Genomic DNA, 25,667 nt, shown 5'->3' with positions numbered 1-25,667 from the left:
GCCCCGCCTATGCCGGAGGTGCGCATATTCCTCGCGACCCGACCGGAACAGCACCGGGCCGAGCGGGTTTTCTTCTACGCCCTCCAGCGCGTGCGCAACCCGGACCGGCGTTACGCGATCTACCCCATGACCGCGCTTCCGGCATCGCCCCGGAGCAGCGGGTTCGGCCAGGCCCGCTTTGCCGTTCCGGAACTGGCCGGAGCCCATGGGCGAGCGCTCTACAACGAGGTCGGCCAGATCTACCTCAGCGACCCTGCCGAACTCTTCGACCTGCCCATGGACGGACACGGCTATCTGGCCACGTCGCCCACCGACACCACCGTGATGCTGATCGACTGCGCGCGCATGGCCGCGTGCTGGAATGCCGATGCGCGGCGCCGCCTGAGCCCGGAGGCGCTGCAGAGCCTGGCGGCGTCCGAGCCCGACCGCTGGGGCCCCCTCGATCCCCGCTGGCATGCCCGCGACCTGGAATATCGGCCAGGGCAATCCCGCCTGCTGCATTACACGAGCCTGCCCCTGCAGCCCTGGCGTCCCCGGCCCGAGCGCTACTCGTACCACATCGATCCGCGCGCCGAGCTTTTCCATAGCCTGGAGCTGGCGGCCGACCGGGAGGGCTTCGAAGTCCATACCCTCGCCCAGCCCAGCCCCGGTTTTCTGCCGGCCTGCGCACGACTGGCCAAGGCACCCGCGGCGCCGGCGTCCGAGCTGTGCCGCCATCTGCCGGAGTCCGCCCGCCTGCAATGGGCGCTGGTCGGGGCGTGGAGCACGACGGATGCCGGCGGGCAGCCGGCGGCTCGCTGGTCCATGGAGGCGCTGAGGCGCGAGGATCTGCCGCAGCAGGATGTCATCGCCGCGAATGGGCTCGAGCACCTGCCGGTGGAAGATCTTCCCTGGCTGCTCGACCGTTTGTTCCAACTCGGCCGCCACTGGGTCCTGGTGAGGGCGGCGCCGGGGCCCAAGGGGTCGGCCATCGGCAGCCTGGCGGGCTGGAGGGCCTTGGTGCGGCGCATCGCACGGCGCTATCCGGATCGCAACTGGCAGCTCGACTGTCCGGATGCGCTGGGCCGGGCACGACGCTACCGGGCGGACGTCGCCCAACGGACCGCCCCCCCCAGGGTCTGGGTGCTGCAGAGCCGAACCGCCGGCGACTATGCCCAGTTGCTGGACATGGCCAACGCCCTGGGCTGGCCGTACGAAATCAAGCGCTACGGCACCCGGATCGACGCGCTGGCGCCGCCCTGGCCGGACCTGGTGCTCTGCGCAGGGCGCTGCGCGGTACCGCTGGCCCAGGGGATCAAGCACCAGGCCGAAGGGCGCACGCGCCTGGTCATGCTGGGACGGCCGCGCATACCGCTGTCCCGGTTCGACCTGGTGATCTCCACCCCGCAGCACTGCCTGCCGCTGCACGACAACGTGCTCTGCCTGTCCGCGCCCTTCATCGCCGAGCACCCGCTCGACAGCGAGGATCTGGCCCTCTGGAAACAGCGCTTCGCCCACCTGCCCAGGCCATGGATCGCGCTGCTGGTAGGCGGCAGGACTGGCTCCTATTCGCTCGATGCGCAATCGGCCAGGGATCTGAGCCTGGAAGCCTGTGCCGCGGCGCGGGCCCGGGGCGGCTCGCTGCTGGTCTCGACCAGCCCGCGCACGGGCAGTGCCGCGACCGAGGCGTTGCTGGCCGCCATCGACGTGCCGTCCTGGGGTTATCGCTTCGGCAGCGGCGAGGACAACCCTCACCGTGCCCTGCTCGCGCTGGCCGACGCCTTCATCGTGACCGGCGACAGCGTCGCCATGCTGAGCGAGGCCTGCATGACCGGCCGGCCGGTCGCCATGCATCCCCTGCCGGTGCGCCGGCATCCGATGCAGCGTCTCGTGAATGCGCTCGAGGGATGGCTGGGAGTCTTCCCGCGACGGGACCCGTCGCGGGAACAGACCCGGCTCGAGCGCTTTTACGACTGGCTCGTCTGGAGGGGCTGGATCGTCCGCGAGCCGCTCTACGGGCAGGCGCACCAGTTGCTCGGAGTGGCACCGCTGCCGGAAGGACTGGAGCGGACGCCGAAACTGTCCCCCGAGCTGTTCGCCGCCTCCCGTGCGCGAGCCCTGCAGGCAATCCGGGACCTCATGGCCGCCGAACGCCCGATCCGTTCCTGAAATGAAGACGCCGAGTCAGGACATCGCCGTATCGCCAGGCATTCCCTGGCGCCGTTGCCCGGCAGCAACCGCTCTTCGCAGCCCGCTCTTCGAACCAGAACGGCACGCCACATGAGGGACGACTTGCCCGCTGCGGAACATTATCAACCGGTGGGAGAACCATGCGATGCCAAGGATTGCCCTGTACACACCGAGTTTCGCAGGAGGCGGCACGGAGCGTGTCATGCTGTATCTGGCGGAAGGCTTCATAGCCCACGGCCATCAGGTCGATCTGGTGGTCAACGAGGCCGAGGGGGCCTTTCGGGATCAGGTGCCGGACGGCGCCCACATCGTGAAACTCGACCCGGCCCGCCCGCTGGGCGGCCGCTTGCTGATCCTGAGCGCATCGTCGTGGTCCGACTGGAAAGCGCTGGCACGGCCTGTGCTTTTTGCCGACAAGCCCGACAGGCAATTTCCCTACCTGGCCTCGCTGGCCCGCTATCTGCGCGCACAGCGGCCGGATGCGCTGATCGCCGCCAACTCCTACTGCAATCTGACGGCCCTGTGGGCAAAGCGGCTGGCGCGGGTATCGACCCGGGTCATGGTGACCGAGCATAACTCCCTGTCGTTCAAGATCCTCCAGAAAAGCGTCAAGGGCGCCGCCCGCTGGCGGGCGCTGCTGCCGCTGATCGGGCGTGTCTATTCCCGGGCCGATGCCGTCGTGGCGGTTTCCAACGGGGTGGCCGACGACCTGAGCGCCATTACCGGGTTGCCGCGTGGCCGTATCGCCACGATCTATAACCCGGTGATTACGCCCGAGCTGGCGGCCAGGGCCAAGGAGCCCGCTCCGCATCCCTGGCTGACCGCCTGCGATGGGATACCGGTGATCGTCGCCGCCGGACGGCTGGCGCCGCAGAAGAATTTTCCGCTCTTGCTGCAGGCCTTCGCCCTGTTGCGTCGACAGCGGCCGGTGCGGTTGCTGATCCTCGGCGAGGGACGGCAGCGGGCGCAGCTGGAAGCCTTGATCGGCGAGCTGGGGATTGGCGGGGATCTGGCGCTCCCCGGCTTCGTGAGCAACCCCTACGCAGCCTTTTCCCGTGCCGCCCTGTTCGTGCTGTCGTCGGACTTCGAAGGACTCGGCAATGCCCTGATCGAAGCCATGGCGTGCGGCTGTCCGGTCGTGAGCACGGATTGCCCCAGCGGCCCCGCCGAGATACTGGAAGGCGGCCGGTTTGGCGAACTGGTGCCCCCCAACGATGCCGAGGCGCTGTCCGCCGCCATGCGGCGGGCGCTCGACGCGCCCGTGGCGGCCGAGGTTCTGCGTCGGCGTGGCGCCGACTTCACCCTGGAGCGCAGTGTCGAACAGTATCTGGCGCTGCTGTTCGCCAACCGGCAGCCCCGTGAGGCTGCCGGTTGGCGCTCCAGCGGCGGAGCGCTGGGCGATCACCGCTGACCATGCGGACGTTGCATCGGCGCATGCGCCGGCACGGCCCGCGCCAGCCACGCTGCACCAGCGCAAGACCTCGCAGGGACTGTCGGTCGACGTGTCGTCATGCGGCGGTACGCCGATACCATTGGTAGATGCCCTGGTAGAGCCGCTTGAAGGCGGAGCGGCGTTTGCGAATCACGACGATGAACACCTTGCGACAATGACCGGGCGGACAGGTGATCGCGCGCACCCCGTGCCAGGAATTGCCGTTGCGGACAAACAGGAAGCTGTAGTTGCCCATCGCCGTGGAATCGATGGCGCTGTCGAAATCCTCGAACGCGGGGGCGCTGCGAAAGTCGAAGCGCCCGCCGTCATCGAGTACGACGGTCTGGCCGCCCCATTCCGGACGCCAGTCCTCTTCGGTGTTGAAATAGAAGATGTGCGAGCCGTATTTGGACAGGGCGTCGCAGTGCGGCGAGACCGAACAGCCGGCTGGCGCGTAGTGCCAGTGGCATCTCAACTCGTAATTGCGCGTGCCCAGCATGCGGGCGATGAAGTCCTGGTAGACCGGCCCCTTGATCTCCTCCATGAACGCTTGCCAGGCGGGAGACAGCTCCATGCCGGGCGTATAGGACAACGAAAGCCGGTCGTGCGGTTGCTGGCCGTAGGTTCGCTTCTTGCCGAAGCTGGCTTCGAAGCGGTCGACGGACGGCAACGATTGGCGCAGCGCCTCATAACCCTCGTCGGTCAGCACCCCATAGGGATTGACCCAGGGATAGGGACGCTGATGCTGAAAGGCTTGGGCATCGAGTTGATCGAGAGCCTTGGTATTTAGAAAACGCATGGTTTGTCCACCCATCATCCGCTTGGCCCAAAATACTTTTTCTAGAATCCTTTTGTGTCACTTGCAACCGCTCCATCGAGCCGGCCAAGGTAACGGCATGCGTAGGACTCTCCCGGTAGACGAAACGCACGCACCCGAAGGCCTTGGCAAACGGCTCGGCGTGCTCGGGCGCCGGATCGACGCGGTATTGGCAGGCGCATGTCGTCACGCCTTACCAACTCCTGCCCGCACGTTATGTAGGTAGATAGCCAACCCTCAAAGGAGAAGCAAGAACGGGGGTTAAGCCAAGGCTGCCTATTTGGCTCAGCCGGGACTTGCCCTCTCGAACCGGACACCGGTCCCCCATCAAGTGGATACTCCTGCCGGGCACCTGAACGCCCGCGGCCTCCTTCACGGTCTCGATAAGTGCCAAGCAATCATGAGGATTTTTGCCATGCAAAAATTTTTGCATGCTCTTCGCACAGTATGGTCTATCTTCAAAGTGAGCGAATTGAAGGACCGTATGTGCGCAAGTACCTATTTGCCCTCCCCTGCGGAGGGATTTTTTTGCGCAGCAAAAATCACTTCCCCCACGCTGGGGAACCCCGCCTCTCCCGCGCTGTAAGCCATCGCCTACAACAGATCGAGCGTTCTCCCAATTGGCTCGGAACAGCTGCCGGAGTAGATTGAATCCCACAAAGACGTCGACGGAACGACGCAAGCCGACCAAGGATGGCGGCCAGGGAAAGTCGCAGGATAGCGACCTCCTCAGGATGAGGAACCAGGGATGCGGTTGAACGACACGAAGCGGCGAGGCTAACCCCTCGCCGTTTTTGTTCGTGCCGAAGATTTCCGCCTGTCGTGCCGGAGAATTGCTCAGCCAAGCGCGCGGCGGGAAGGAGGTCGACCCGAAAGCGCCGAAGCCCAGGCGCAGCGGCCCGGCGGCTCCGGCGCGGAGCCGTCAGAGCAACGGAATGCTGTAGTTGACGATCAGTCGGTTCTCGTCGCGGTCGCGGGTGTCGTTGCCGCGCTGCATGGCACTTCGCCAGGTGAAGCCGACGCCCTTGAACAGGCCCGACTGCACCGCGTAGTCCACCCGCAGGTCGCGCTCCCATTCCTTGTGGTCGTTGCCGGCGGCATCGATGCCGTCGCCACTGAAGTAGGTCAGGCTAGTCTTCAGACCCGGCACACCGATACTGGCGAAGTCATAGGCGTAGCCAGCTACCCAGGTTTTCTCGCCGGAACTCGCGAACTTGCCCATCTGCGCATTGGTAATCAGGTACAGCGAGCGACCGTTGCCCTGGTTGATGTGTGGAAAGTCGCTGTTGCCGGTGACTTGCTGGTAGCCGGCGCTCAGCTCGTGGCCAGCCAGGGAGTAGGTGAGCATCGCACTCCACAGGTGGCTGTCGACCTCGCCCCTGTGGGACGAGCCGGCACCCCAGTAGCCGCTGCTGACGTAACCGTCGGCGCGCCCGGAAGAGTGGCTGTTCTCGCCATCGGAGTTGCTTTCGAAGTAGCGCAGGTCGGTTTGCAGCGAACCCACCGGCAGCGCCCAGTCGTGGACCAGGCCGAAGAAGTGCTGCGTGTAGAAATCGCGCAGGTTGCCATAGTAGTACTGCAGCAAGAGGTCGTCGGTGACCTTGTAGTCGGCACCGGCGTAATAGAACTCGTTGCTGGAACGCCCATCGTCCGGGCCGTCGGCACCGGCGATCGACAGGCTATCGCTGTTGCTGGAATTGCGCTCGGTGGAGTGCTCGATCTTGCCGGCGATCAGCGTCAGGTTCTTGATCTCCTTGGAGGTGACCTGCGCGCCCTGGAACATCTGCGGCAACAGGCGTCCGTCGCTATAACTCAATACCGGTAGCTTGGGCATCAGGGTGCCGACCTGCGCCACGGTCTTGGAGTAGCGCATCTTGGCGGTCGCCCCGAGCCGACCGAAATCGCGCCTCGCCTTGCCGTTGCTCTCCAGCGGAAAAACCGAGCCCGGGCTACGCTCGACGCCCGCCTTGCCCTCACGCCCGCCGGCATCGAGGCGGACCGCGTACTGGCCCGTCAGGTCGAGGCCGAAGCCGACCGGCCCTTCGGTGAAGCCGGACTTATAGTCGAGGGTGAAGGCCTGGCCCCACTCCTCCGCCTTGGGAGCATCCTGGTTGCGAGTGTCCTGGTTGATGTAGAAGTTGCGCATCTTGAGGGTGGCCTTGCTGTCTTCGAGAAAGGCCGCCTCGGCCGCGGGCATGGCCAGGGCCGCACCCAGCGTGGACAGGGCCACGCGGCGGGCGAGTGGAGTCTTGTACATGTTGTATCTCCTGGATGGATGACGCGCTGCGCTGGCGGTGCCCGGCCTGGCAAAGGCCATACGGGGGCGCACCGGACCGGCCGGACACAGCGTGCAAAAGGGATCGGCAGTGGGTCGAAAGGCGGCAGCCGGGACGACTACGAACCGTCGACGGGGCAACCTCGTCGCACGGACGAAACGCCGGGGGCAGCGGCAGCGGGCGGGGGAACGACGGGCGACATGCACGGCATACAGTGGCTTCCTTTGTTGTTGTAGGGAAATCGCTACCACTGCGTAGGATTTCCTGAGGGAGGCGTGCCGGATCGGCCCGGATGGCCTGCGGTGGTGTGCCTCGCGGCACATCCTAGCCACGCAAGCTTTCGGCAGGCTTTCAAGGAAGGAAGTCAGGGCGCGGCCGCGCGATGAACGACGGACGGGGAAGTCCCTCGGGCCATGCAGCAATAATCACTTACAAAATACCGCCAGCATCCCTATGGACATCGAGCGAACATTTCGATCTTGCAATTAGCTTGCTAAGCAAATACCTTTCGGCGCATTGGTGAAAACAACTTGTTAAATGACATTTTGGTGACAAGCCCCGCTCCGCAGGCCGTCACGCAGTCGATGCACAGATGACAGGTGAAAAGATGCTGATCGGCTACATGCGAGCCTCCGAGACAGACGACGCCCAGACGACCGCCCCGCAGCGCGACGCCCTGGTCGCCGCCGGAGTGCCGGAGACCCATTGCTACGAAGACCGCGCTGCGGGGCGCCAGGATGCGCGACCCGGCCTGGCCGCCTGCCTGAAAGCCCTGCGCCAAGGCGACATCCTGGTGGTATGGAAGCTCGACCGCCTCGGCCAGGACCTGCGCCACCTGATCGGCACCGTGCACGAGCTGATCGCGCGCGGCGTCGGGCTGAAGGTGCTGGCCGGCCACGGTGCGGCCATCGACACCACCCAGGCGGGGAACCTGGTGTCCGGCATCTTCGCCGCGCTGGCCGAGTTCGAGCGGGAGCCAACTGCCGAGCGAACAGCGCCCGGACCGGCCTCGGCGCGAACGCGCGGCCGCAAAGGCGGACGGCCGTTCAAGCTGACCGCCGCCAAGCTGCGCCTGGCGATGGCCGCCATGGGCGAGCCCAGAACCAAGGTGTCGGACCTCTGCAAGGAACTCGGCATTACCCGCCAGACGCTGTACCGGCATGTCTCCCCCGAGGGCGAGCTGCGGCCGGACGGCATGAGGCTGCTGGAACAAGCCCGATAAGCGGCCCGTCACGGGGGGGGCCGGCTGCTGCCCCCGCAGGTCACGATACCGGCGGGCCACGCCCGTCAACGGGGCCATCCCACCCCCTCCACCGGGCGACCCGGAGCCGCCTCTCGCGCATCGACCCGTCATCTCCAGACCCATGAAATCGTCCCGGCCCCGCCGGAAACCTCCGGGCGCATCGTGCCTGCGATCTTCACGCGAAGATTGTCAAAAAACGTGTAAAAAATTTTTTTAATTTATCATTTACATAAAATTTACACTATAAAAACTTATTTCAAATTGTTGCTAAGCGTGTCGTCATCCTGTATCTCTGCACGCCTGTGCACACCGCACCGTGCGGATCGCACCTGTCTCAGGGACGAGAAAGACTGCTCGTCGACATGGCCCGGGCCGGGCCGACACTCGGGCGCTCACCTGTCCTTTCATTGCCAGGACGTCTGTCTACATGAATGCGATTGTCATTACCGCTCTGCGAAGACCCTATACGTTCGTGGTCCTCGCCTTGCTCATCTTGCTGTTCGGTATCCGCTCGGTTTTCCACACCCCGACGGACGTATTTCCCAACATCAGGGTCCCGGTGATCTCCGTCGTCTGGACCTATTCCGGCCTGATGCCGGAAGACGTCGGCGGACGCATCGTGCGCTACTACGAACAAGCCGTGACCTCCACGGTGGAAGGTATCGAGCACATCGAAAGCACGTCCTACTACGGGAGTTCGATCACCAACATCTACTTCCACCCCGGTACCGATCTGGGCCCGGCCGAAGCGGATGTCGCCTCGATTTCCCAGACGGTCATCCCGCAGCTGCCGCCGGGCATCTCGCCGCCGATGATCATGCGCCTGGAGGCGTCGTCGGTGCCGGTGCTGACCATGCAGGTGACCTCCGACTCGCGCACCCCGGCGGATCTCTACAACCTCGCCTTCGCGCGTATCCGGCCGTTCGTGGTGACGGTGCCGGGCGCCATCGTTCCTCACCCCTATGGCGGCAAGCCGCCGTTCCTGCTGATCAACCTCAAGCAGCAACAGCTGCTGGCCCATCACCTGTCGGGCGTGGACGTCGAGAAGGCCCTGGAGAAGCAGAGCATCGTGCTGCCGGCCGGCGACCAGAAGATCGGCGCCAAGGACTGGATGGTGCAGACCAACGCGATTCCGATGGCCATCGACCACTTCGACGACCTGCCGATCAAGAAGATCGGCAACGCCTACATTCACCTGCGCGACATCGCCCACGTGTCCCTCTCCGGGCCGCCGCAGACCAACTCCGTGCTGGTCAAGGGCAAGCAGGCCGTGCTGGTGGTCATCATGAAGAGCGGCGAGGCCTCGACCCTCGACGTGGTCCAGGGGGTCAAGGACCTGATGCCGAAGCTGCAGAAGATCCTGCCGCCGGACGTCCATGTCAGTCTGATGAACGACGCCTCGACCTTCGTGAAGGACTCGATCAAGGACGTGGTGCACGAGATGGTCACCGCCGCCGCGCTGACCGGGATCGTGGTCCTGCTGTTCCTCGGCTCCTGGCGCGCCACGGTGATCATCGCCACCTCGATTCCGCTGGCCATTCTCTGCTCGATCATCGGCCTCGGCTGGGCGGGCCAGACCATCAACGTCATGACGCTCGGAGGGTTGGCGCTGGCCGTCGGCATCCTTGTCGACGACGCGACGGTGATGATCGAGAACGTCGACACCCACCTGGAGATGGGCAAGGACATCGAGACGGCGATCATCGATGCGGCCAACCAGATCGTCATTCCGACCCTCGTCGCGACCCTCTGCATCTGCATCGTCTGGTTCCCGCTGTTCACCCTCGAAGGCGTGTCCGGCTGGCTGTTCATGCCGATGGCCGAAGCCATCATCTTCGCCATGCTCGCCTCCTTCGTCCTGTCGCGGACCCTGGTACCGACCATGGCCAAGTACCTGCTCGCCGGGCATGCCCACCACGCGCCGGCCGGGCATCCGCATGCGCCGCACCATCCGCACGAGGCGGCGGTACTGGATGCCGCGGAAGAGGCGAAGTTCAACGAGGAACACCATCGGCAGCTGCAGCTGGAGAAACGGGATGCCGCACAGAACCACCCGCACACGCCGGCCCAGGGTCACGGCGGCAAGCCGCCGGGCCTCTTCGGGCGCTTCCAGAAAGGCTTCGAACGGGGCTTCTCGAACTTCCGCGAGGGCTATCGCGACCTGCTGGAAAAAGCCATCGCGCACCGCGCCGGCTTCGTCCTCAGCTTCCTGATCCTAGCCGTGGCCTCGACCGGCCTGTTCTACTTCAGCGGCCGCGATTTCTTCCCGGAAATCAAATCGGGCACCCTGCAACTGCACATGCGGGCGCCGCTCGGTACGCGGATCGAAGTGACCGGCCGGATCGTGACCCTGGTCAACCGGGAAATCGAGCGCCTGCTGCCGGGCCAGGTCGAGGAAATCGTCAACAACTGCGGTCTGCCGGTCGGCCCGCACAACCTGGCGTTCATCCCGACGCCGACCATCGGCACGCAAGACTGCGACCTGACCATCTCGCTGAAGAACGAAACCGCCCCCGTGTGGGATTTCCGCGCCATTCTGCGCGACGGCCTGGCGAAGAAATTCCCCGGCACGGTCTTCACCTTCCAGCCTGCCGACCTCACCGCCAAGATCCTCAACTTCGGCTCTCCGGCGCCGATCGACGTGCAGATTTCCGGCCTCGACGCGCAGAAGAACTACGAGTTCGCGCTCAAGCTCGAGGACAAGCTGAAGAAGATCACCGGTGCCTCCGACGTCAACATCCAGCAGACCATGCGCACCCCGACCATCCTGGTCAACGGCAACCGGACCCTGGGTCTGAGCAGCGACACCACCGAAGAGGATCTGGCCAACAACGAACTGATCACCCTGTCCGGCAGCCAGCAGGTCCACCAGAGTTACTGGCTGAACCCGGAAAACGGCCTGTCCTATCCGATCAACATCTATACCCCGCAGGAGCAGCTCACCAGCGTCAACGACCTGCTGACCACCCCGCTCGGCAACGGCGACGGCAACCCGGACGGCAAGCCGACCCAGTTCCTCGGCAGCATGAGCACGCTCACCACCAAAGGCACGCCGGGCCAGGTCTCGCACTACAACCTGATCCCGCTCTTCGACATCTATGTCTCCAACGAAGGACGCGATCTCGGCGGCGTGACGGCGGACGTCGAGCAAGCCATCGCCTCCCTGGAACACGAGTTGCCGCCAGGGTCGGCCATCGACATCCGCGGCCAGACGGAAACCATGGCCAGCTCCTACGGCCAGCTGGTCGTCGGCCTGGCGATCTCGATCGTGCTGATCTACCTGCTGATCGTGGTGAATTTCCAGTCCTGGCTGGACCCGTTCATCATCATCACCGCCCTGCCGGGCGCGCTGGCGGGGATCGCCTGGGGCCTGTTCCTCACCGGGACCAACCTGTCCATACCGGCGCTGACCGGCGCCATCATGTGCATGGGCACGGCGACGGCGAACTCGATCCTGGTGGTGTCCTTCGCCCGCGAACGGCTGGAGGTGCACGGCGATGCCATCCGGGCGGCCATCGAGGCCGGCTACGGGCGGATTCGCCCGGTCATCATGACCGCCGCGGCGATGATCATCGGCATGGTGCCCATGTCCATCAGCAACTCCCAGAACGCACCGCTCGGCCGGGCCGTGATCGGCGGTCTGACGGTCGCCACCATTTCCACCCTGCTATTCGTGCCCTGCGTCTATGCCATCGTTTACTACCGGAAAAACCGCAAGAAGGAGAACGCCTGATGCGCAAGAGTAAGAGCAAAGGCGGCGCGATCCTCGCTGTCGCGGTCGTCGCAGCCATCGGCGGGATTAGCGGCTATCAGGTCTACAGCCGGGTCCAGCATACCGAAGCGCTGCGCGAGGAAACCCTCGAAAGCGCGATTCCCAAGATTTCCGTCGTCAACCCGCAGGCCGGGCCGAGCGAGGAAAACCTCACCCTGCCGGGATCGGTCGACGCCTGGTACCAGGCGCCGATCTACGCGCAGGTCTCCGGCTACGTGAAGATGTGGCACAAGGACTTCGGCGCCCACGTGAAGACCGGCGACCTGCTGGCCGAGATCAACACCCCGGCGCTCGATGCCGAATACGCCCAGGCCAAGGCCGACCTGCGCTCGGCGGAGGCCAAGTACAACTTGGCGGTGGTCACCGCCAAGCGCTGGGTGGCGCTGCGCAACTCCCAGGCGGTGTCGGAGCAGTCGATCACCGAGCAGGAGGCCAACGCGCAATCCGAGAAGGCCCTCTACGAGGCGGCGCAGCAGAACGTCAAGCGCTTCGAGGCGCTGCAGAAGTTCAAGCAGATCGTCGCGCCGTTCGACGGCACGGTGACCTCGCGCTCGATCAACGTCGGCGACCTGGTCAACGAAGGCGGCGGCAGCCTGGGCGCCAGCGGCGACGCCACGGAGCTGTTCTCGGTGGCCGACACCCACAGCATGCGGCTGTTCGTCTCCGTCCCGGCGGTGTTCTCCTACATGCTCAAGCCGGGCCTGACCGCGGACGTCGAAGTGACGCAATACCCCAACCGCCACTACACGGCGAACTTCCTGACGGTCGCCAAGGGCTACGATCCGAACACCCGCACGGCCGTCACCGAGTTCACCCTCGACAACGGCGATGCCAGCCTGTGGCCCGGCTCCTATGCCACGGTCAAGCTGACGGCGCCGGCGGACAATCGCATCCTGACCATCCCGACCAGCGCCCTGGTCTTCGAGGAAAACGGCCTGCAGGTCGCGACCGTGACGGCCGACCAGCGCATCCATTACAAGCCGGTCACCGCCGGCAAGATTCTCGGCGAACAGGTGCAGATCACCGACGGCCTCACCGCGGGCGACCGGATCGCCGACAACCCGCCCGCCGCGCTGATGGAGGGCGAGGAGGTCGAACTCGTCCCGCCGACCCCGGGCTACAGCCATGTCGCCCCCGCTGCCGAAGCGGCCGGGAGCGAGACGCCCCACCGGCAAACGCCCGAAACCAACCTGCAATCCTCGGCCGGCGAGGTGAAGCGATGAAGCGATTCTTGCGTGCGGTCGGGCGCTCCGCCGGTCTTTCGCTGTTTCTGGCCCTGTCGGCGTGCGACCTGGCCCCGACCTATCAACCCCCGGAACTCGTCGTCCCGGCGAACTGGAACGGGAAAACGCCGTCCGGCGCCCCCGACCAGGTCGTCCAGAGCGATTGGTGGAAGCTTTACAAGGACCCGGTCCTCGACCGGATCGAGGAACAGGCGACCGCCAACAACGCCGACCTGCAAGCCGCTGGCGAGCGTTTCCAGCAGGCGCGCGACACGATGATGCAGGCCCGCTCCAAGCTCATGCCGCAGGCCATTCTCGGCTTCGGCGCCTCCGCCAGCCTGGTGTCCTGGGAACCGGACATCTGGTCGGCGATCCGCAACGAAACGAAAGCGCAAACCGCCGTCGCCCAGCAGCGCGCCGCCGAATACGCGGCGGCGCGCCTGAGCCTGCAGGCCGAGATCGCCCACGACTATTTCGCCTTGCGCGGCCTCGACGCCCAGGATGCGAACTACCGGCAGTCGATCACGCACTACGAGAAATCGCTGGAGATCGTGCAAACCCGCGTGGCCGGCCTCCTCTCGCCCAAGCTCGACGCCGTGCGGGCCCAGGAGCTGCTCTACAACACGCGGGCGGAGGAACTCGACATCCAGGCCCAGCGCCAGGTCATGGAGCACGCCATCGCGATCCTCGCCAACGTCTCGCCGAGCGAATTCCACATCGAGCCGGTCGACAGCAACATGGGCATGCAAGTCCCGGAGACGCCGGTGAGCGTCCCCTCGCAACTGCTGCAGCGCCGACCCGATATCGCCCGCGCCGAACGCATGATGGCCGAGGCCAACCGCAGCATCGGCGTGCAGCGCGCCTCCTTCTATCCGAACGTCTCCCTCGAGGCGACCGACCTCAAGCCGGAGGTGGCCATCGAACTCCCGCTCTTCACCGGCGGGGCGCGGCGGGCCGGGGTGCAGAAAGCCTGGTCGATGTACCGCGAGACCGGCGACAACTACCGCTCGACGGTCCTCAACGCCTTCCGCGAAGTCGAGGACGGCCTGAGCCGGGTGAGCCGCCTGGGCGAGGAGGTCAAGAACCAGCATGCGGCGGTCGACGCGGCGGGCCAGACCCAGAACATGACCATGGAGCTGTACAAGGGCGGCCTCAACACCAGCCTCGACCTGATCGTGGCCCAGGTGAACACCCTGACCTCCCGCAGCCGGGAAGTGCAGATCAAGACGGAGCTGCTCCAAGCCTCGGCCGAACTGATCCGTGCGCTCGGCGGCGGCTGGGAGCGGAGCGCCCTGCCGACGCCCGAGCAGATCCAGCCCTTCGGCACCCTACAATACGGCCACCTGGACAAGTCCCCGCCCGCCGGCGGCATCGACGTGAACACCGACCCCAAAGCCGGCACCGATCTGACCCTGTCCGGGCTGCACGGCACCTCCTCCCCCCATTGATCGCGGACCCGCGGCCTGCGGCGCGGCAAGCCCGGAACGGTGCACCGTTCCGGGCTTGCGAGCACAACGCCCCTCGCCGGACATGACAGGAGCAGCGGCAGCCCGGCTACCTCGCCTCTCCCACTGTCAGGCGCTCGCTGCAGAAGCGGAACACCGGCCTCGCCAAAAACAGTACCAGCAGCAGGCGCAGCACCTGCATCGCGGTGACCAGCGGCACCACCAAGCCCAGCGCCTCGGCGGTGAGACTCATCTCGGCGATGCCGCCGGGCACCATGCCGAGCACCAGCGTCCGCGCGTCCAGGCCCGAAACCCAGCTCATCAGGAGGGCGATCGGCACCGCGAGAAGGACTGCCGCGACCGTCGCCAGCAGGGTGCGCAGCATGAACGCCGGGGCGCGACGGAAGAACGAACGCTCGAAATGGCAGCCCAGGCTGCTGCCCAGCAGCCACTGGCCGACTTCGCCGGCGCCGTCCGGCAGGCCGATGTGCAGGTCGAAGGTGACGCTGAACAGGCCGCTGACCAGCAGGGCGCCGAGTTGCCAGGCGTTGGGGAAACGCCAGCGCTGGAAGACCAGCGCGACCAGACCGCCGAGGACGAACAGCAGAGCCAGCCAGCCGGCATCGGGGCAGAGGTGGGTGACGGTAGCCGCCTGCCCGCCGGCGAACAGCCAGGTGTAGATGGCAGGGATGCCCACCAGCACCAGCATCATGCGCAGGCTGTGGCTGGCGGCCACGTGCTGCAGTTCGGCGCCATGCGGCCGGCCCAGGTTGACCATCTCGCTGGCGCCGCCGGGCATGCTGGCGAAGTAGGCGGTGGCGAAGCTTTCCCCGTGACGCCGGTGCAGGACGATGCCAATGACGCAGGTGAGCACGGTCAGCAAGGTGCCGACCAGCACCAGGCCGAGGTGGGCGAGGATCTGCTCGAGCACTGCCGGGTTGAAGTGCAGGCCGATCCCGGTGGCTATGATCCACTGGCCGACCTTGATGCCATGGGGCATGGGGAGGGTCAGGCAGCCCAGGCAGCGCAGCGCCGCGACGCCGAGCAGCGCGCCGATCATCCAGGGCAGCGGCCAGCCGAGCAGTTGGGCGAGGCCGCCGCCGAGAGCACCGGCCAGCGGGCTGAGAATCCAGGGTTTGCAGCGGGCAAGCAGGCCTGCCGGGACGGGGGGAAATTTGATGGTCACATGACGGCCTTGAGCAAGAAGCGGATCGCATCCGTCACGGTGGATGCGATCCGCAGGTCGAAAGACCAGGCAGGTCTGTATTGCCGGGGCAACGTCGGTGTGTCCGCCCCAACGGCAGCAGCAACCTTACCATTGTCGGAAAAGGCCTCTGCCTCCTCCTTTCAAAGCAGGGGAATGCTGTAGTTGACGATCAGACGGTTCTCGTCCTGGTCCCGCTGCCCCACGTCGTTGCCGCGCCACATGGCGTTGCGCCAGGTGAGGCCGACGCCCTTGAACAGGCCCGACTGCACCGTGTAGTCGATCCGCATGTCGCGCTCCCACTCGCGGCGGTCGCTGCCGGCGGCGTCGATGTCGTCGCCGCTGTAGTACATCAGGCTGGCCTTCAGTCCCGGAATGCCGGCCTTGGCGAAGTCGTAGGCGTAGCCGGCCACCCAGGTGTTCTCCCCGGCGCTGGTGAACTTGCCCATCTGCGCATTGGTGATCAGGTAGGGCACGCGCCCATTGCCCTGGTTGATATGGGGAAAATCGCTGTTGCCGGTGATTTTCTGGTAGCCAAGGCTCAGCGCATGGCCATCCAGGCTGTAGGTGAACAGGGCGCTCCACAGACGGTTGTCGACCTCGCCTTGGCTGGACGAGCCGGCGCCCCAGTAGCCGCTGCTGACGTAGCCCTCGGCCCGACCGGAAGCACTGGAGTTTTCGCCGTCGGAATCGCTGTCGAAGTAGCGCAGGTCGGTCTTCAGCGAACCGACCGGCAGTGCCCAGTTGTGCACCAGGCCGAGGAAGTGCTGTTTGTAGAAATCACGCAGGTTGCCGTAGTAGTACTGCAGCAGCAGGTCCTTGTTGACCTTGTAGTCGGCGCCGCCGTAGTAGAACTCGTTGCTGAACTGAGCCTTGCTGCCGCTGTTGGCGCCGGCGATGGACAGGCTGTCGCTGTTGCTGGAGTTGCGGTCCGTGGAGTGCTCCAGCTTGCCGGCGATCAGGGTGAGGTCCTTGATCTCGTTGGAGGTGACCTGCGCGCCCTCGAAGGTCTGCGGCAACAGGCGCCCGTCGCTGTAACTCACCACCGGCAGCTTGGGCAGCAGAGTGCCGACGTGCGCCACGGTCTTGGAGAAGCGCAGCTTGGCAGTCACCCCGAGCCGGCTGAAGTCGCGCCTCGCCTTGCCGTTGCTTTCCAGCGGGAAGACCGAGCCCGGGCGGCGGTCGATCTCGCTGATCGGCTTGTCCGCATCGCCGCCGGCGTCCAGGCGGAGCGCGTACTGGCCCAGCAGATCGAGGCCGAAGCCGACCGGCCCCTCGGTGAAGCCGGACTTGTAGTCGAGGACGAAGGCCTGGCCCCACTCCTCCACCCCGCCACGGTCCTCGTTGCGGACGTCCTGGTTGATATAGAAGTTGCGCAGATTGAGCGAAGCCTTGCTGTCCTCGAAGAAACCTTGCGAGCTGGCATAGCCGGCGGGCAACAGACTCAGACAGGACAGGGTCAGGCCGCAGGTGAAACGCTTGTGCATGGGACTACCTATTATTCTTGTGCGGTAGGTACGGGTTGCCGTGCGCCCCGACTGTCGGGCGCACGGATGGATCAGGCAACGATGGGTCCGGGAGGGCGGCCTACTGGCCGGGGATGTCCCGGCTCAGATGCACCGGTTCCGCGCGTGGGCGGCGCATGCGGATGTTCAGCGCTTCCACCGCCAGCGAGAAGGCCATGGCGAAGTAGACGTAGCCCTTGGGCACGTGCACCTCGAAGCTGTCGGCGATCAGCACGGTGCCGACCACGATGAGGAACGACAGGGCGAGCAGCTTGAGGCTCGGGTGCCGGTCGATGAACTCGCTGATGGTGCCGGAGGCGGCCATCATCACCAGTACGGCGGCGATGATCGCGGCGATCATCACCGGCACGTGGGAGACCATGCCGACGGCGGTGATCACCGAGTCCAGGGAGAACACGATGTCGATGATCGCGATCTGGATGATGGTGCCGATGAACTGGCCGCTGCCCTTGGGGGCTTCGTTGGTTTCGTCGTCGCCTTCCAGGCCGTGGTAGATCTCGGTGCTGCTCTTCCACAGCAGGAACAGGCCGCCGAAGAAGAGGATCAGGTCGCGTCCGGAGATGCCCTGGCCGATCACCCAGGAGATCGACAGCAGCAGGAGAATCCGGGTGACCATCGCCAGCGCCAGGCCGAACAGGCGGGTGCGTGGCTGCATCTCTTTCGGCATGCGGCCGACGAGGATGGAGATCATGATGATGTTGTCGATGCCGAGCACGATCTCCAGCGCGGTCAGGGTGAAGAAGGCAACCCAGATCTCCGGGTTGGTCAGCCAGTCCATAAAGGGTCCTCAGATTGTCGGTTGAACGGCCGGGGGCATCCGGCCGCTTAGGGGTCAGGCGATGAAGGTCAGGGCTCCGGTGACCAGGGCCAGGGCGGTGATCACCAGCGAGGTGAGAACTGCCCACTTGAAGGTGGCCTTCTGGAACTCGCCGATGTCGCGGTCGACCATGCCCACCAGCAGCAGGGTCGAGGCCACCAGCGGGCTCATCAGATGCACCGGCTGGCCGAGCACCGAGGCGCGGGCGATCTCCAGCGAGTCGATGCCATAGGCCGCCGCGGCATTGGCGAGGATCGGCACCACGCCGAAGTAGTAGGCGTCGTTGGAGAGCACGAAGGTCAGCGGCATGCTGGTGATCGCCACCACCAGCGGGAACAGCGCCCCCCACTCCGGCGGAATCATGTCCACCAGCCCCTGGGCCAGGGCATCGACCATCTTGGTGCCGGAGAAGATGCCGGCGAACACCCCGGCGGAGAACACCAGCAGCACCACGGTCATGGCGTTGCCGGCATGGGCGAGAACCCGTTCCTTCTGCTGTTCCAGATGGGGATAGTTGATCATCAGCGCGACCACGAAACCGATCAGGAACAGCACGGCCGAGTGCATCACGCCCATCACCAGAGCCACCATCACCGCAGCCACCAGCAGCAGGTTCAACCAGGCCAGGCGGGGCCGCTTGTGGGTGCTGTCGCCGAGAATCTCCTCGATGTAGCAGTTGCTGCCGCCGGACTGCAGGACGACGCTGCCGACCCGCTTGCGTTCGCCGCGGCCAAGCATCCAGGCGGTGAACACCACCCAGGCGGCCCCGCCGATGACGGTTGGCAGCAGCGGCACGAAGAACTCGCCGGCATCCAGGCCGAGCACGGCGATGGCCCGGGTGGCCGGACCGCCCCAGGGCGACATGCCGCTCATGATGCTCATGATGCTCATGATGCTCATGATGCTCAAGGACAGCATGGCGAGGATCGCCAGAACCATCGGGTTCATGCCGATACGCTTGTACAGCGGCAGCATGGCGGCGCAGGTGATCATGTAGGTGGTGGTGCCGTCGCCATCCAGGGCGACCAGCAGCGAGAGCAGCGCGGTGCCCATGGCGATCTTCACCGGATCGCCGTTGACCACCTTGAGGATGCGGCGGATCAGCGGGTCGAACAGCCCGGCATCGATGAGGATGCCGAAGAACAGGATGGCGAACAGCAGCAGGGCGGCCGAGGGCGCCACCATCTTGAGGCCATCCAGCATCATCTTGCCGAGGCCGCCGCCGAAACCGGCGATCAGGGCGAAGACGATGGGCACCACGGTCAGTGCAACGATGGGGGACAAACGTTTGGTCATGATCAGGACGGTGAATACGACCACCATCGCGAGACCGAGCAGGGCGAGCATAAGCGGATTCTCTTGTAGTTATTGATCGAACCGTATGGGTCAAGGTTTGCCCAATGTGCAGGCAGAGGGTCCCCTACCCGCCGGGCGGCGCACCTGTCGTACGCCGCCCGGCGGTCGGGAATAGCTCAGGGAAAAGGCCGGCGCGGCCTCAGGTACGCTCGGCTTCCCGAGCGGCGGGTTGCCAGTTTTCGTCGGACGCCTTAGCGACCGGCGCCTCGCCGTTCAAAGTGCGCAGCAGGAGCGTGCGGTCGCAGGCGTTTTCCGACAGCGCAATCAGCACGGTCGCCACCGCGTTGCTGGCCAGGCTGGTGAGGGCGCGAGCCTCAGACATGAAGCGGTCGATGCCGATCAGGAGCGCCAGGCCGGCCAGCGGGATGTCGTGGATCACGGTCAGGGTCGAGGCCAAGGCGACGAAGCCGCTGCCGGTGACGCCCGCCGCCCCCTTGGACGACAGCAGCATCACCGCCAGCATGGTCAGGGTCTGGGTCATCGACAGCTCGATGTTGCAGGCCTGGGCGATGAAGACGGCGGCCAGCGACAGGTAGATGGCGGTGCCGTCCAGGTTGAAGGAGTAGCCGGTCGGCAGCACCAGCCCCACCAGGCTCTTGCGGCAGCCCAGTGCCTGCAGCTTTTCCAGCATCCGCGGCAACACCGGCTCGGTGGACGAGGTGCCCAGCACCACCAGGAACTCCTCGCGGAAGTAACGCAGCAGCTTCCACAGGCTGAAGCCATGCCAGCGGCAGAGACCACCCAGCACAACGAGGACGAAGAAGGTGCAGGCGATGTACAGGGTCAGGATCAGCTTGGCCAGCGAGCCCAGCGAGCCGATGCCGTAATGGCCGACGGTGAAGGCCAGCGCGCCGAAGGCGCCCACCGGGGCGAAGCGCATCAGGTAGGAGAAGATCTTGAAGACCATGTGCGAGGCGCTTTCGAGCACGTTCAGCACCGGCTTTCCATGTTCACCGAGCGCGGACAGCGCGAAGCCCGACAGCACCGCGATGAACAGCACCGGCAGCACCTCGCCCTTATTGAAGGCACCGACGAAAGTCTCCGGGATGATGTGCATGAAGAACTCGACGACGCCGAGCTTGGCCGCGGATTCGGCGTACTTGCCCAGCCCGGCGGTACTCAGCTGGCTCGGGTCGATGTTCATACCGGCACCGGGCTGGAACAGGTGGACTGCGACCAGGCCGATGACCAGGCTGACCACCGTCAGGCCGAGGAACAGCAACAGCGTCTTGCTCATCAGCCGGCCCAGCGACTGCTTGTCGCTCATGCCGGCGATGCCGGTGACGATGGTGCAGAACACCACCGGGGCGATCATCATCTTGACCAGCTTGATGAAGGCGTCGCCAAGGGGCTTCAGCACGACGGCCTGCTCGCCCCAGAGGTATCCGACCAGCACGCCGAGGATGACGGCACAGATAACTTGGAAGTACAGCGATTTGACCAACTTCATGATGCATCACCGATTGTTCGAGTTGTTTTGATGCGCAGGCTGCCCGCCTGCGTGGCTCAAGGCGGCTTCGTCAACTGGCGAGGCGCTGCGCGGCGGGCACATAGGCCTCGCCGGAGAACAGCCGGCGCGCGGTACGAATCACTGCGGCGCGGATGGTCCTGCCGTCGGCGCCGGTACGCGCCAGCGCGACCTCGATGGCACCGCTCGGGTGTTCCAGGCGCACCTGCTCCAGATCGCGCGGCAGACGCTCGCCGAGCATCCGGGAGATCACGCTGCCCTCGCTGACGCAGGCGGTCGCCAGCCCGATCGAGCCGGTGATGGCCAGCGACCGATGGCAGTTGCTCGGCATGAAGTAGCGGACCTGCAGGGTGCCGCCGGCCTTGGGCGGCGAAACCAGCACCGGCTTGGGAATCACCTTGTCGCTCACATCGCCCAGCCCCATGGCCAGGCCGGCGCGCAGGCGCAGGGCCTCCAGACGGCGCAGGAAATCCTGGTCGGCATCCAGTTCGGCGGGGCTCTCGTCGCCGCGCTTGCCCAGCTGGCTGGCCTCGACGATCAGCATGGGCATGGCCATGTCGATGCAGGTCACCGGGATGTCGTCGAACCAGTCGAGCACCTGCCCGGTAGGGAACAGCTTGCCGGTCTTGCTGCCCGCGGCATCGAGGAAGGTCAGCTTGATCGGCGCCGCGGTGCCGGGCACGCCGTCGATGGCGGTGTCACCTTCGTAGCGGACCTTGCCGCCGGGCGTCTGCACTTCCGAATCGACGAAGGTGTTGGTGTTCAGGTTGCGGATGCGTACCCGGGTCACCGCGCCACTGGCCGGGACGAGCCCCTGCTCGACGGCAAAGGGGCCGACGGCGCAGAGCATGTTGCCGCAGTTGGGCGCGGTATCCACGCGGCGCTGGGACACCATCACCTGGACGAACAGGTAGTCCACGTCGGCGTCGGGATGCTCAGAGGGGCTGACGATGGCGACCTTGCTGGTCTGCGGACTGCCGCCGCCGATGCCGTCGATTTCCAGCTCATGGCCGGAGCCCATGATCGCCAGCAGCAGCTCGTCGCGCTCCTGGGTCGAGCCGGGCAGGTCGCTGGCCAGAAACACCGGACCTTTGGAAGTGCCGCCACGCATCAGCACGCAAGGGATACGCTGCATAATTACTAACTCCTGTTTATCAATTCGGCTCATTGATGCTTTTTTATGAGGTTCACACGGAAACAAAAATGCTTCCAATGCAAATATCTGAGTTATTATTCCGATTCTGTTATCAAAACTGGCAGCAGCCCACAGCGGCGCCGACAGCGCAGGAGTAGCGAAAAACCATGGAATATGATCTCCAGGACATCAGATCTTTCGTTAAAATCGCCGAACTAGGCAGTTTTCACGAAGCCGCCGAAACCCTGCACCTGTCCCAGCCGGCGCTGACGCGGCGGATCAAGAAACTCGAGCAGGGGCTGGGCACCCCACTGCTCGACCGCACTACCCGGCGGGTCAGCCTGACCAGCGTGGGACGCGACTTCCTACCCAAGGCGAGGCGCGTGCTGGACGATCTCGAGGACTCGATCATGAGCATCCGCGAACTCGCCGAGCGCCAGACCGGCCAGGTCACCCTGGCCTGCATTCCCACCGCGGCGTTCTACTTCCTGCCCTCGGTCATCCGCCTGTACAACGAGCAGTACCCGAAGATCCGCATCCGCCTGCTCGACCTCAGCGCCAACGAGGGGCTCGAAGCCGTCCTGCGCGGCGAGGCCGACTTCGGCATCAACATGATGAGCGGGCAGCATCCCGACATCGAATTCCTCTCCCTGGTCAACGAGCCCTTCGTCCTGGCCTGCCGCCGCGACCACCCGTTGGCGACGCGGGAATCGGTACGCTGGGCCGAGTTGGCCGACTACCGCCTGATCGGCGTGGGCCGCCTGAGCGGCAACCGCATGCTGCTCGACCATGCCCTGGCGGGCCTGAGCTGGCGGCCCAAGTGGTTCTATGAGGTCCAGCACCTGTCGACCTCGCTCGGCATGGTCGAGGCCGGACTGGGCGTTTCCGCCGTCCCCAGCCTGGCCATGCCCGCTGCGGATCACCCGACGCTGGTCAGCGTCCCGCTGATCGAGCCGGTGGTGAACCGCAGCCTGGGCCTGGTTCGCCGCCGCGGCGCCTCGCTGTCGCCGGCGGCGGACAAGTTCGTCTCCATCCTGCTGCAGCAGTGGCCGCAATGACGCCATCGCCACATCCCCCGGCCTGCCGCCCTCACTCGCCGCCCATCCGCAACCGGCCGGGCTGGCGCTTCTCGATGGCGAACTTCAGCAAGGCGGCGCTGCGAAAGATCCCATGGGCGAACTTGCCGTACGGCATGGTCAGGAAAAACGCCATGACCGCGCCCAGGTGCAGCGCCAGCAGCAGCGCCATGGCCCCACTGTCCCGCCCGGCCAGCAGCACCAGGCCGCTGAGGCTGACCAGCAGCAGCAGCGCGATGAAGCCACGGTCCATGGGGCGCTGCGCGCGGTCGCCGTGCTCCGGATGGCGGCGCCGGTTCAGCCACAAGAGGCCGGCGGGGCCGACCAGCAGCCCGAGACCGCCGGCCGTCCCCAGCAGAACCGGCAGGCTCGTCAGGGGATAGGGCGCCTCCAGGCCCAGCACGAAGTGGTACAGCGTGGCGACGGAGGTGGCGGCGAAGCACAGCAGGAAGCCGTAGAAGGTGCAGTGATGGAAGCGCCGCCGCCAGAGGGTGAAGCGGTCGCTTTCCTCGTTGCAGCCCTCGCCGTGTCCGCCGTCGAGGTACTTCAGCTGCAGCACGGCGCGCGAGGCTTCGAGCGCCGCCGCGCCGCTCCGCGCGGGCTCTTCCGAGGGAGGCGAAACCTCCCGCCAGAAGCGCCGCACGGCCATGCCGAGGGCCAGGGTGGCGAAGGCGAAGACCAGGCCGAACATCAGCGCCAGCGCGTCGTGGGGAAAGATCGCGTAGAAGTTGCCCACCAGCGGTCCGGGAAACAGGGTGCCCTTGATGGCCAACGTCAGCGCCAGGAAGAGTCCCAGGCCGGCGGCGGTGGCCAGCGACAGCGTCAGCCCGTTGCGCCGGTAGAGCCGGCCCAACGCCGGCGGCCAGGCGTATTCGGCATAGGTGTCCAGGCGCACCCTGGCCATCGCCCGCGGGACGTTCACGGCGAACTCGTGGGGTTCGGCGTATTGGCAGGCATGCAGGCAGGCACCGCAGTTGTGGCAGAGGTTGGCCAGGTAATGGATATCCGCCTGGGCGAAGTCGAGGCGCCGGGTCATGGCCGGGAACACGGCGCAGAATCCCTCGCAGTAGCGGCAGGCATTGCAGATATGCAGCTGCCGGTCGACTTCCGCCGCGGCGACGTTGAGCACCGGGATCGGCTGGAGGGCGCCGCCGGCGCCGGAGATGGGCGGTTGTGCCCCGGGATCAAGCGATTGCATGGTCTTGTCCTGCAGTCATGGAAGCTGGGTGATGGCCGGCCGCGGCGGCGGCCTGGCTGCCGGCGATCCGGCCGAACGCCGTGCCGATGCTCATGCCGACCCCGGCGGTGTAGCCCTTGCCGAGCACGTTGCCGGCCATCATTTCCCCGGCGACGAAGAGGTTCGGGCTGGGCTTGCCGGAGAAGTGCACGGCGGCCGTCTCGTCCGTCCTGAGCCCCAGGTAGGTGAAGGTGACGCCCGGACGCAGCGGATAGCCATAGAAGGGCGGCGTGTCGATCGGCCGGGCCCAGTGGGTCTTGGCCGGCGAGAGGCCTTCGGTGCGGCAGTCGTCGAGTGCGGTATGGTCGAAGGTGCCGACCCGGCAGGCCTGGTTGTAGGCCTCGATGGTCTCCACGAACGCAGCTTCGGGCAGGCTCAACTGACGGGCCAGTTCACCAAGGGTGCTCGCGGCAGTGCCGGGAAACACCGGTGGCATGAAGCGGCCGACGGCCTTGCGGTCGATGATGGAGTAGCCGACCTGGCCGGGCTGCTGCGCCACCAGGCGCCCCCAGATTGCGTAGCGCTTGGGCCAGAAATCCTCGCCCTCGTCGTAGAAGCGGCGGCCGTCACGGTTGACCACCACGCCCAGCGACACACAGTCGATGCGGGTGCAGATCCCACCGTCGTAGAGCGGTGCACGGGCGTCGATGGCAACCATGTGGGCCTGGGTCGGGTCGCCGACAGGATCGGCACCGGCGTCGATCAGGGCGCGCAGCAGCGTGCCCGTGTTGAAGCGGGTTCCGCGGATCAGGAAGTTGTCCGCCGCCCAGTCGCCGTTCTCGTTCTGTCCCCAGGCCTCGCGCAGCCAGTCGCGGTTGGATTCGAAACCGCCGGCGGCCAGAACGCAGCTGCGCGCCTCGATGCGTTCGGCCGGCCGGCGCACGCCATCGACCTCCCGCGCGGCCAGATGCACGGCGACGAAGCGATTGCCCTGCAGTTCGATCCCCGTCACCGGGCTGTCGTAGCGAATCTGCACGCCCAGTGCCTCGGCGCTGCGGTAGTAGGCATTGATCAAGGCCTTGCCGCCACCGGTGAAGAAGGCATTGGTGCGCGCCAGCTGCAGCGTGCCCGACAGGGATGGCTGGAAACGCACGCCATGGCGGCGCATCCAGTCCCGGCAACGGGACGAGTCGCGGATGACGCGCCGGGCGAGACGCTCGTCGGTCATGCCGCCGGTGACCTTCAGCAGGTCCTGCCAGAACTCCTCTTCGGTATAGGCATCGACCAGCACGTCCTGCGGGGCCTCGTGCATGAAGCGCAGATTCCGGGTGTGCTGGGAATTGCCGCCGCGCCAGCGGCGCGGTGCGGCCTCCAGCAAGAGCACCCGGGCACCGGCCTCGCGTGCCATGAGGGCGGCGCACAGCGCGGCGTTTCCGCCGCCGACCACCAGTACATCGATCATCTCGTCTCCTCCTCGGCGGGGAGGCGAAACGAAGGGGCTCCCCACCCGTGGAAGGCACGATAGTCAGGC

The 25,667-nt window shown here is 65.9% G+C and carries 18 protein-coding genes; 7 read left to right on the top strand and 11 right to left on the bottom strand.

The annotated features are described in order from the left end of the window. The first annotated feature begins 9 nt into the window (after positions 1–9). Both BMY22_RS10445 and BMY22_RS10440 read left to right on the top strand, forming a co-directional pair. Positions 10–2,148: an ELM1/GtrOC1 family putative glycosyltransferase gene (locus BMY22_RS10445; RefSeq protein ID WP_244158843.1), complete on the top strand. Its 2,139-nt coding sequence runs from the start codon at positions 10–12 to the stop codon at positions 2,146–2,148. Between the two features lie 166 nt (positions 2,149–2,314). After that, the gene (locus BMY22_RS10440; RefSeq protein WP_090621769.1) at positions 2,315–3,580 is read left to right on the top strand and encodes a glycosyltransferase; all 1,266 of its coding nucleotides are present in this window, start codon (positions 2,315–2,317) and stop codon (positions 3,578–3,580) included. A 97-nt stretch (positions 3,581–3,677) separates the two neighbouring features. Here the strand turns inward: BMY22_RS10440 and BMY22_RS10435 are convergent, their stop codons facing one another. The 3 genes from BMY22_RS10435 to BMY22_RS10425 form a co-directional block, all read right to left on the bottom strand. After that, on the bottom strand, positions 3,678–4,400 hold the full coding sequence (locus tag BMY22_RS10435; protein ID WP_090621767.1) for a 2OG-Fe(II) oxygenase: 723 nt from the start codon (positions 4,398–4,400) through the stop codon (positions 3,678–3,680). Next, a complete protein-coding gene (locus BMY22_RS25360) occupies positions 4,288–4,608 on the bottom strand; it encodes a helix-turn-helix domain-containing protein (protein WP_090621766.1) in 321 nt (106 codons plus the stop codon). Before BMY22_RS25360 ends, BMY22_RS10435 begins: the two co-directional genes overlap by 113 nt. Before the next feature lie 732 nt (positions 4,609–5,340). Further along, entirely contained in the window at positions 5,341–6,675 is a 1,335-nt protein-coding gene (locus tag BMY22_RS10425) for an OprD family porin (RefSeq protein ID WP_090621764.1), read from the bottom strand. Between the two features lie 611 nt (positions 6,676–7,286). On the opposite strand from BMY22_RS10425, the gene BMY22_RS10420 reads away from it, so the two are divergent. The 4 genes from BMY22_RS10420 (at position 7,287) to BMY22_RS10405 (ending at position 14,380) form a co-directional block, all read left to right on the top strand. Further along, complete coding sequence (locus BMY22_RS10420) at positions 7,287–7,916, top strand: recombinase family protein (protein ID WP_425265970.1); 630 nt, start codon at positions 7,287–7,289, stop codon at positions 7,914–7,916. Between the two features lie 448 nt (positions 7,917–8,364). Continuing rightward, entirely contained in the window at positions 8,365–11,670 is a 3,306-nt protein-coding gene (locus tag BMY22_RS10415; protein ID WP_090621760.1) for an efflux RND transporter permease subunit, read from the top strand. Continuing rightward, positions 11,670–12,932 (top strand): efflux RND transporter periplasmic adaptor subunit, encoded by a 1,263-nt coding sequence (locus BMY22_RS10410; protein ID WP_090621758.1) that lies wholly within the window; start codon positions 11,670–11,672, stop codon positions 12,930–12,932. Before BMY22_RS10415 ends, BMY22_RS10410 begins: the two co-directional genes overlap by 1 nt. Further along, positions 12,929–14,380, top strand: coding sequence for a TolC family protein (locus BMY22_RS10405; protein WP_090621757.1), 1,452 nt, complete (start codon positions 12,929–12,931; stop codon positions 14,378–14,380). The genes BMY22_RS10410 and BMY22_RS10405 overlap by 4 nt, the downstream gene beginning before the upstream one ends. A gap of 106 nt (positions 14,381–14,486) precedes the next feature. Here BMY22_RS10405 and BMY22_RS10400 read toward each other — a convergent pair whose 3' ends face one another. The 6 genes from BMY22_RS10400 to BMY22_RS10375 form a co-directional block, all read right to left on the bottom strand. After that, a complete protein-coding gene (locus tag BMY22_RS10400) occupies positions 14,487–15,557 on the bottom strand; it encodes an AbrB family transcriptional regulator (RefSeq protein ID WP_244158845.1) in 1,071 nt (356 codons plus the stop codon). Positions 15,558–15,724: 167 nt separating this feature from the next. Further along, a complete protein-coding gene (locus tag BMY22_RS10395) occupies positions 15,725–17,068 on the bottom strand; it encodes an OprD family porin (protein WP_090621753.1) in 1,344 nt (447 codons plus the stop codon). Positions 17,069–17,168: 100 nt separating this feature from the next. Beyond that, the gene (locus BMY22_RS10390; protein WP_090621752.1) at positions 17,169–17,885 is read right to left on the bottom strand and encodes a TerC family protein; all 717 of its coding nucleotides are present in this window, start codon (positions 17,883–17,885) and stop codon (positions 17,169–17,171) included. 54 nt (positions 17,886–17,939) lie between these two features. Continuing rightward, on the bottom strand, positions 17,940–19,271 hold the full coding sequence (locus BMY22_RS10385; protein ID WP_090621750.1) for a CitMHS family transporter: 1,332 nt from the start codon (positions 19,269–19,271) through the stop codon (positions 17,940–17,942). A gap of 148 nt (positions 19,272–19,419) precedes the next feature. After that, positions 19,420–20,730 (bottom strand): dicarboxylate/amino acid:cation symporter, encoded by a 1,311-nt coding sequence (locus tag BMY22_RS10380; RefSeq protein ID WP_090621749.1) that lies wholly within the window; start codon positions 20,728–20,730, stop codon positions 19,420–19,422. A 70-nt stretch (positions 20,731–20,800) separates the two neighbouring features. Next, positions 20,801–21,883 (bottom strand): 4-oxalomesaconate tautomerase, encoded by a 1,083-nt coding sequence (locus BMY22_RS10375; protein WP_090621747.1) that lies wholly within the window; start codon positions 21,881–21,883, stop codon positions 20,801–20,803. 167 nt (positions 21,884–22,050) lie between these two features. On the opposite strand from BMY22_RS10375, the gene BMY22_RS10370 reads away from it, so the two are divergent. After that, positions 22,051–22,941: a LysR family transcriptional regulator gene (locus BMY22_RS10370; RefSeq protein ID WP_090621746.1), complete on the top strand. Its 891-nt coding sequence runs from the start codon at positions 22,051–22,053 to the stop codon at positions 22,939–22,941. A 31-nt stretch (positions 22,942–22,972) separates the two neighbouring features. Here the strand turns inward: BMY22_RS10370 and tcuB are convergent, their stop codons facing one another. Further along, positions 22,973–24,157, bottom strand: a complete 1,185-nt coding sequence (gene tcuB, locus BMY22_RS10365) for a tricarballylate utilization 4Fe-4S protein TcuB (RefSeq protein ID WP_090621744.1) — start codon at positions 24,155–24,157, stop codon at positions 22,973–22,975. Further along, positions 24,144–25,598, bottom strand: coding sequence for an FAD-dependent tricarballylate dehydrogenase TcuA (gene tcuA / locus BMY22_RS10360; protein ID WP_090621743.1), 1,455 nt, complete (start codon positions 25,596–25,598; stop codon positions 24,144–24,146). Before tcuA ends, tcuB begins: the two co-directional genes overlap by 14 nt. Between the last annotated feature and the right edge of the window lie 69 nt (positions 25,599–25,667).

It is taken from the genome of Azotobacter beijerinckii (assembly GCF_900110885.1).
GTDB classification, from domain to species: Bacteria; Pseudomonadota; Gammaproteobacteria; order Pseudomonadales; family Pseudomonadaceae; genus Azotobacter; species Azotobacter beijerinckii.
Note: the sequence above shows the minus strand (reverse complement) of the source record. Positions and strands in the feature narration are given on the sequence as shown.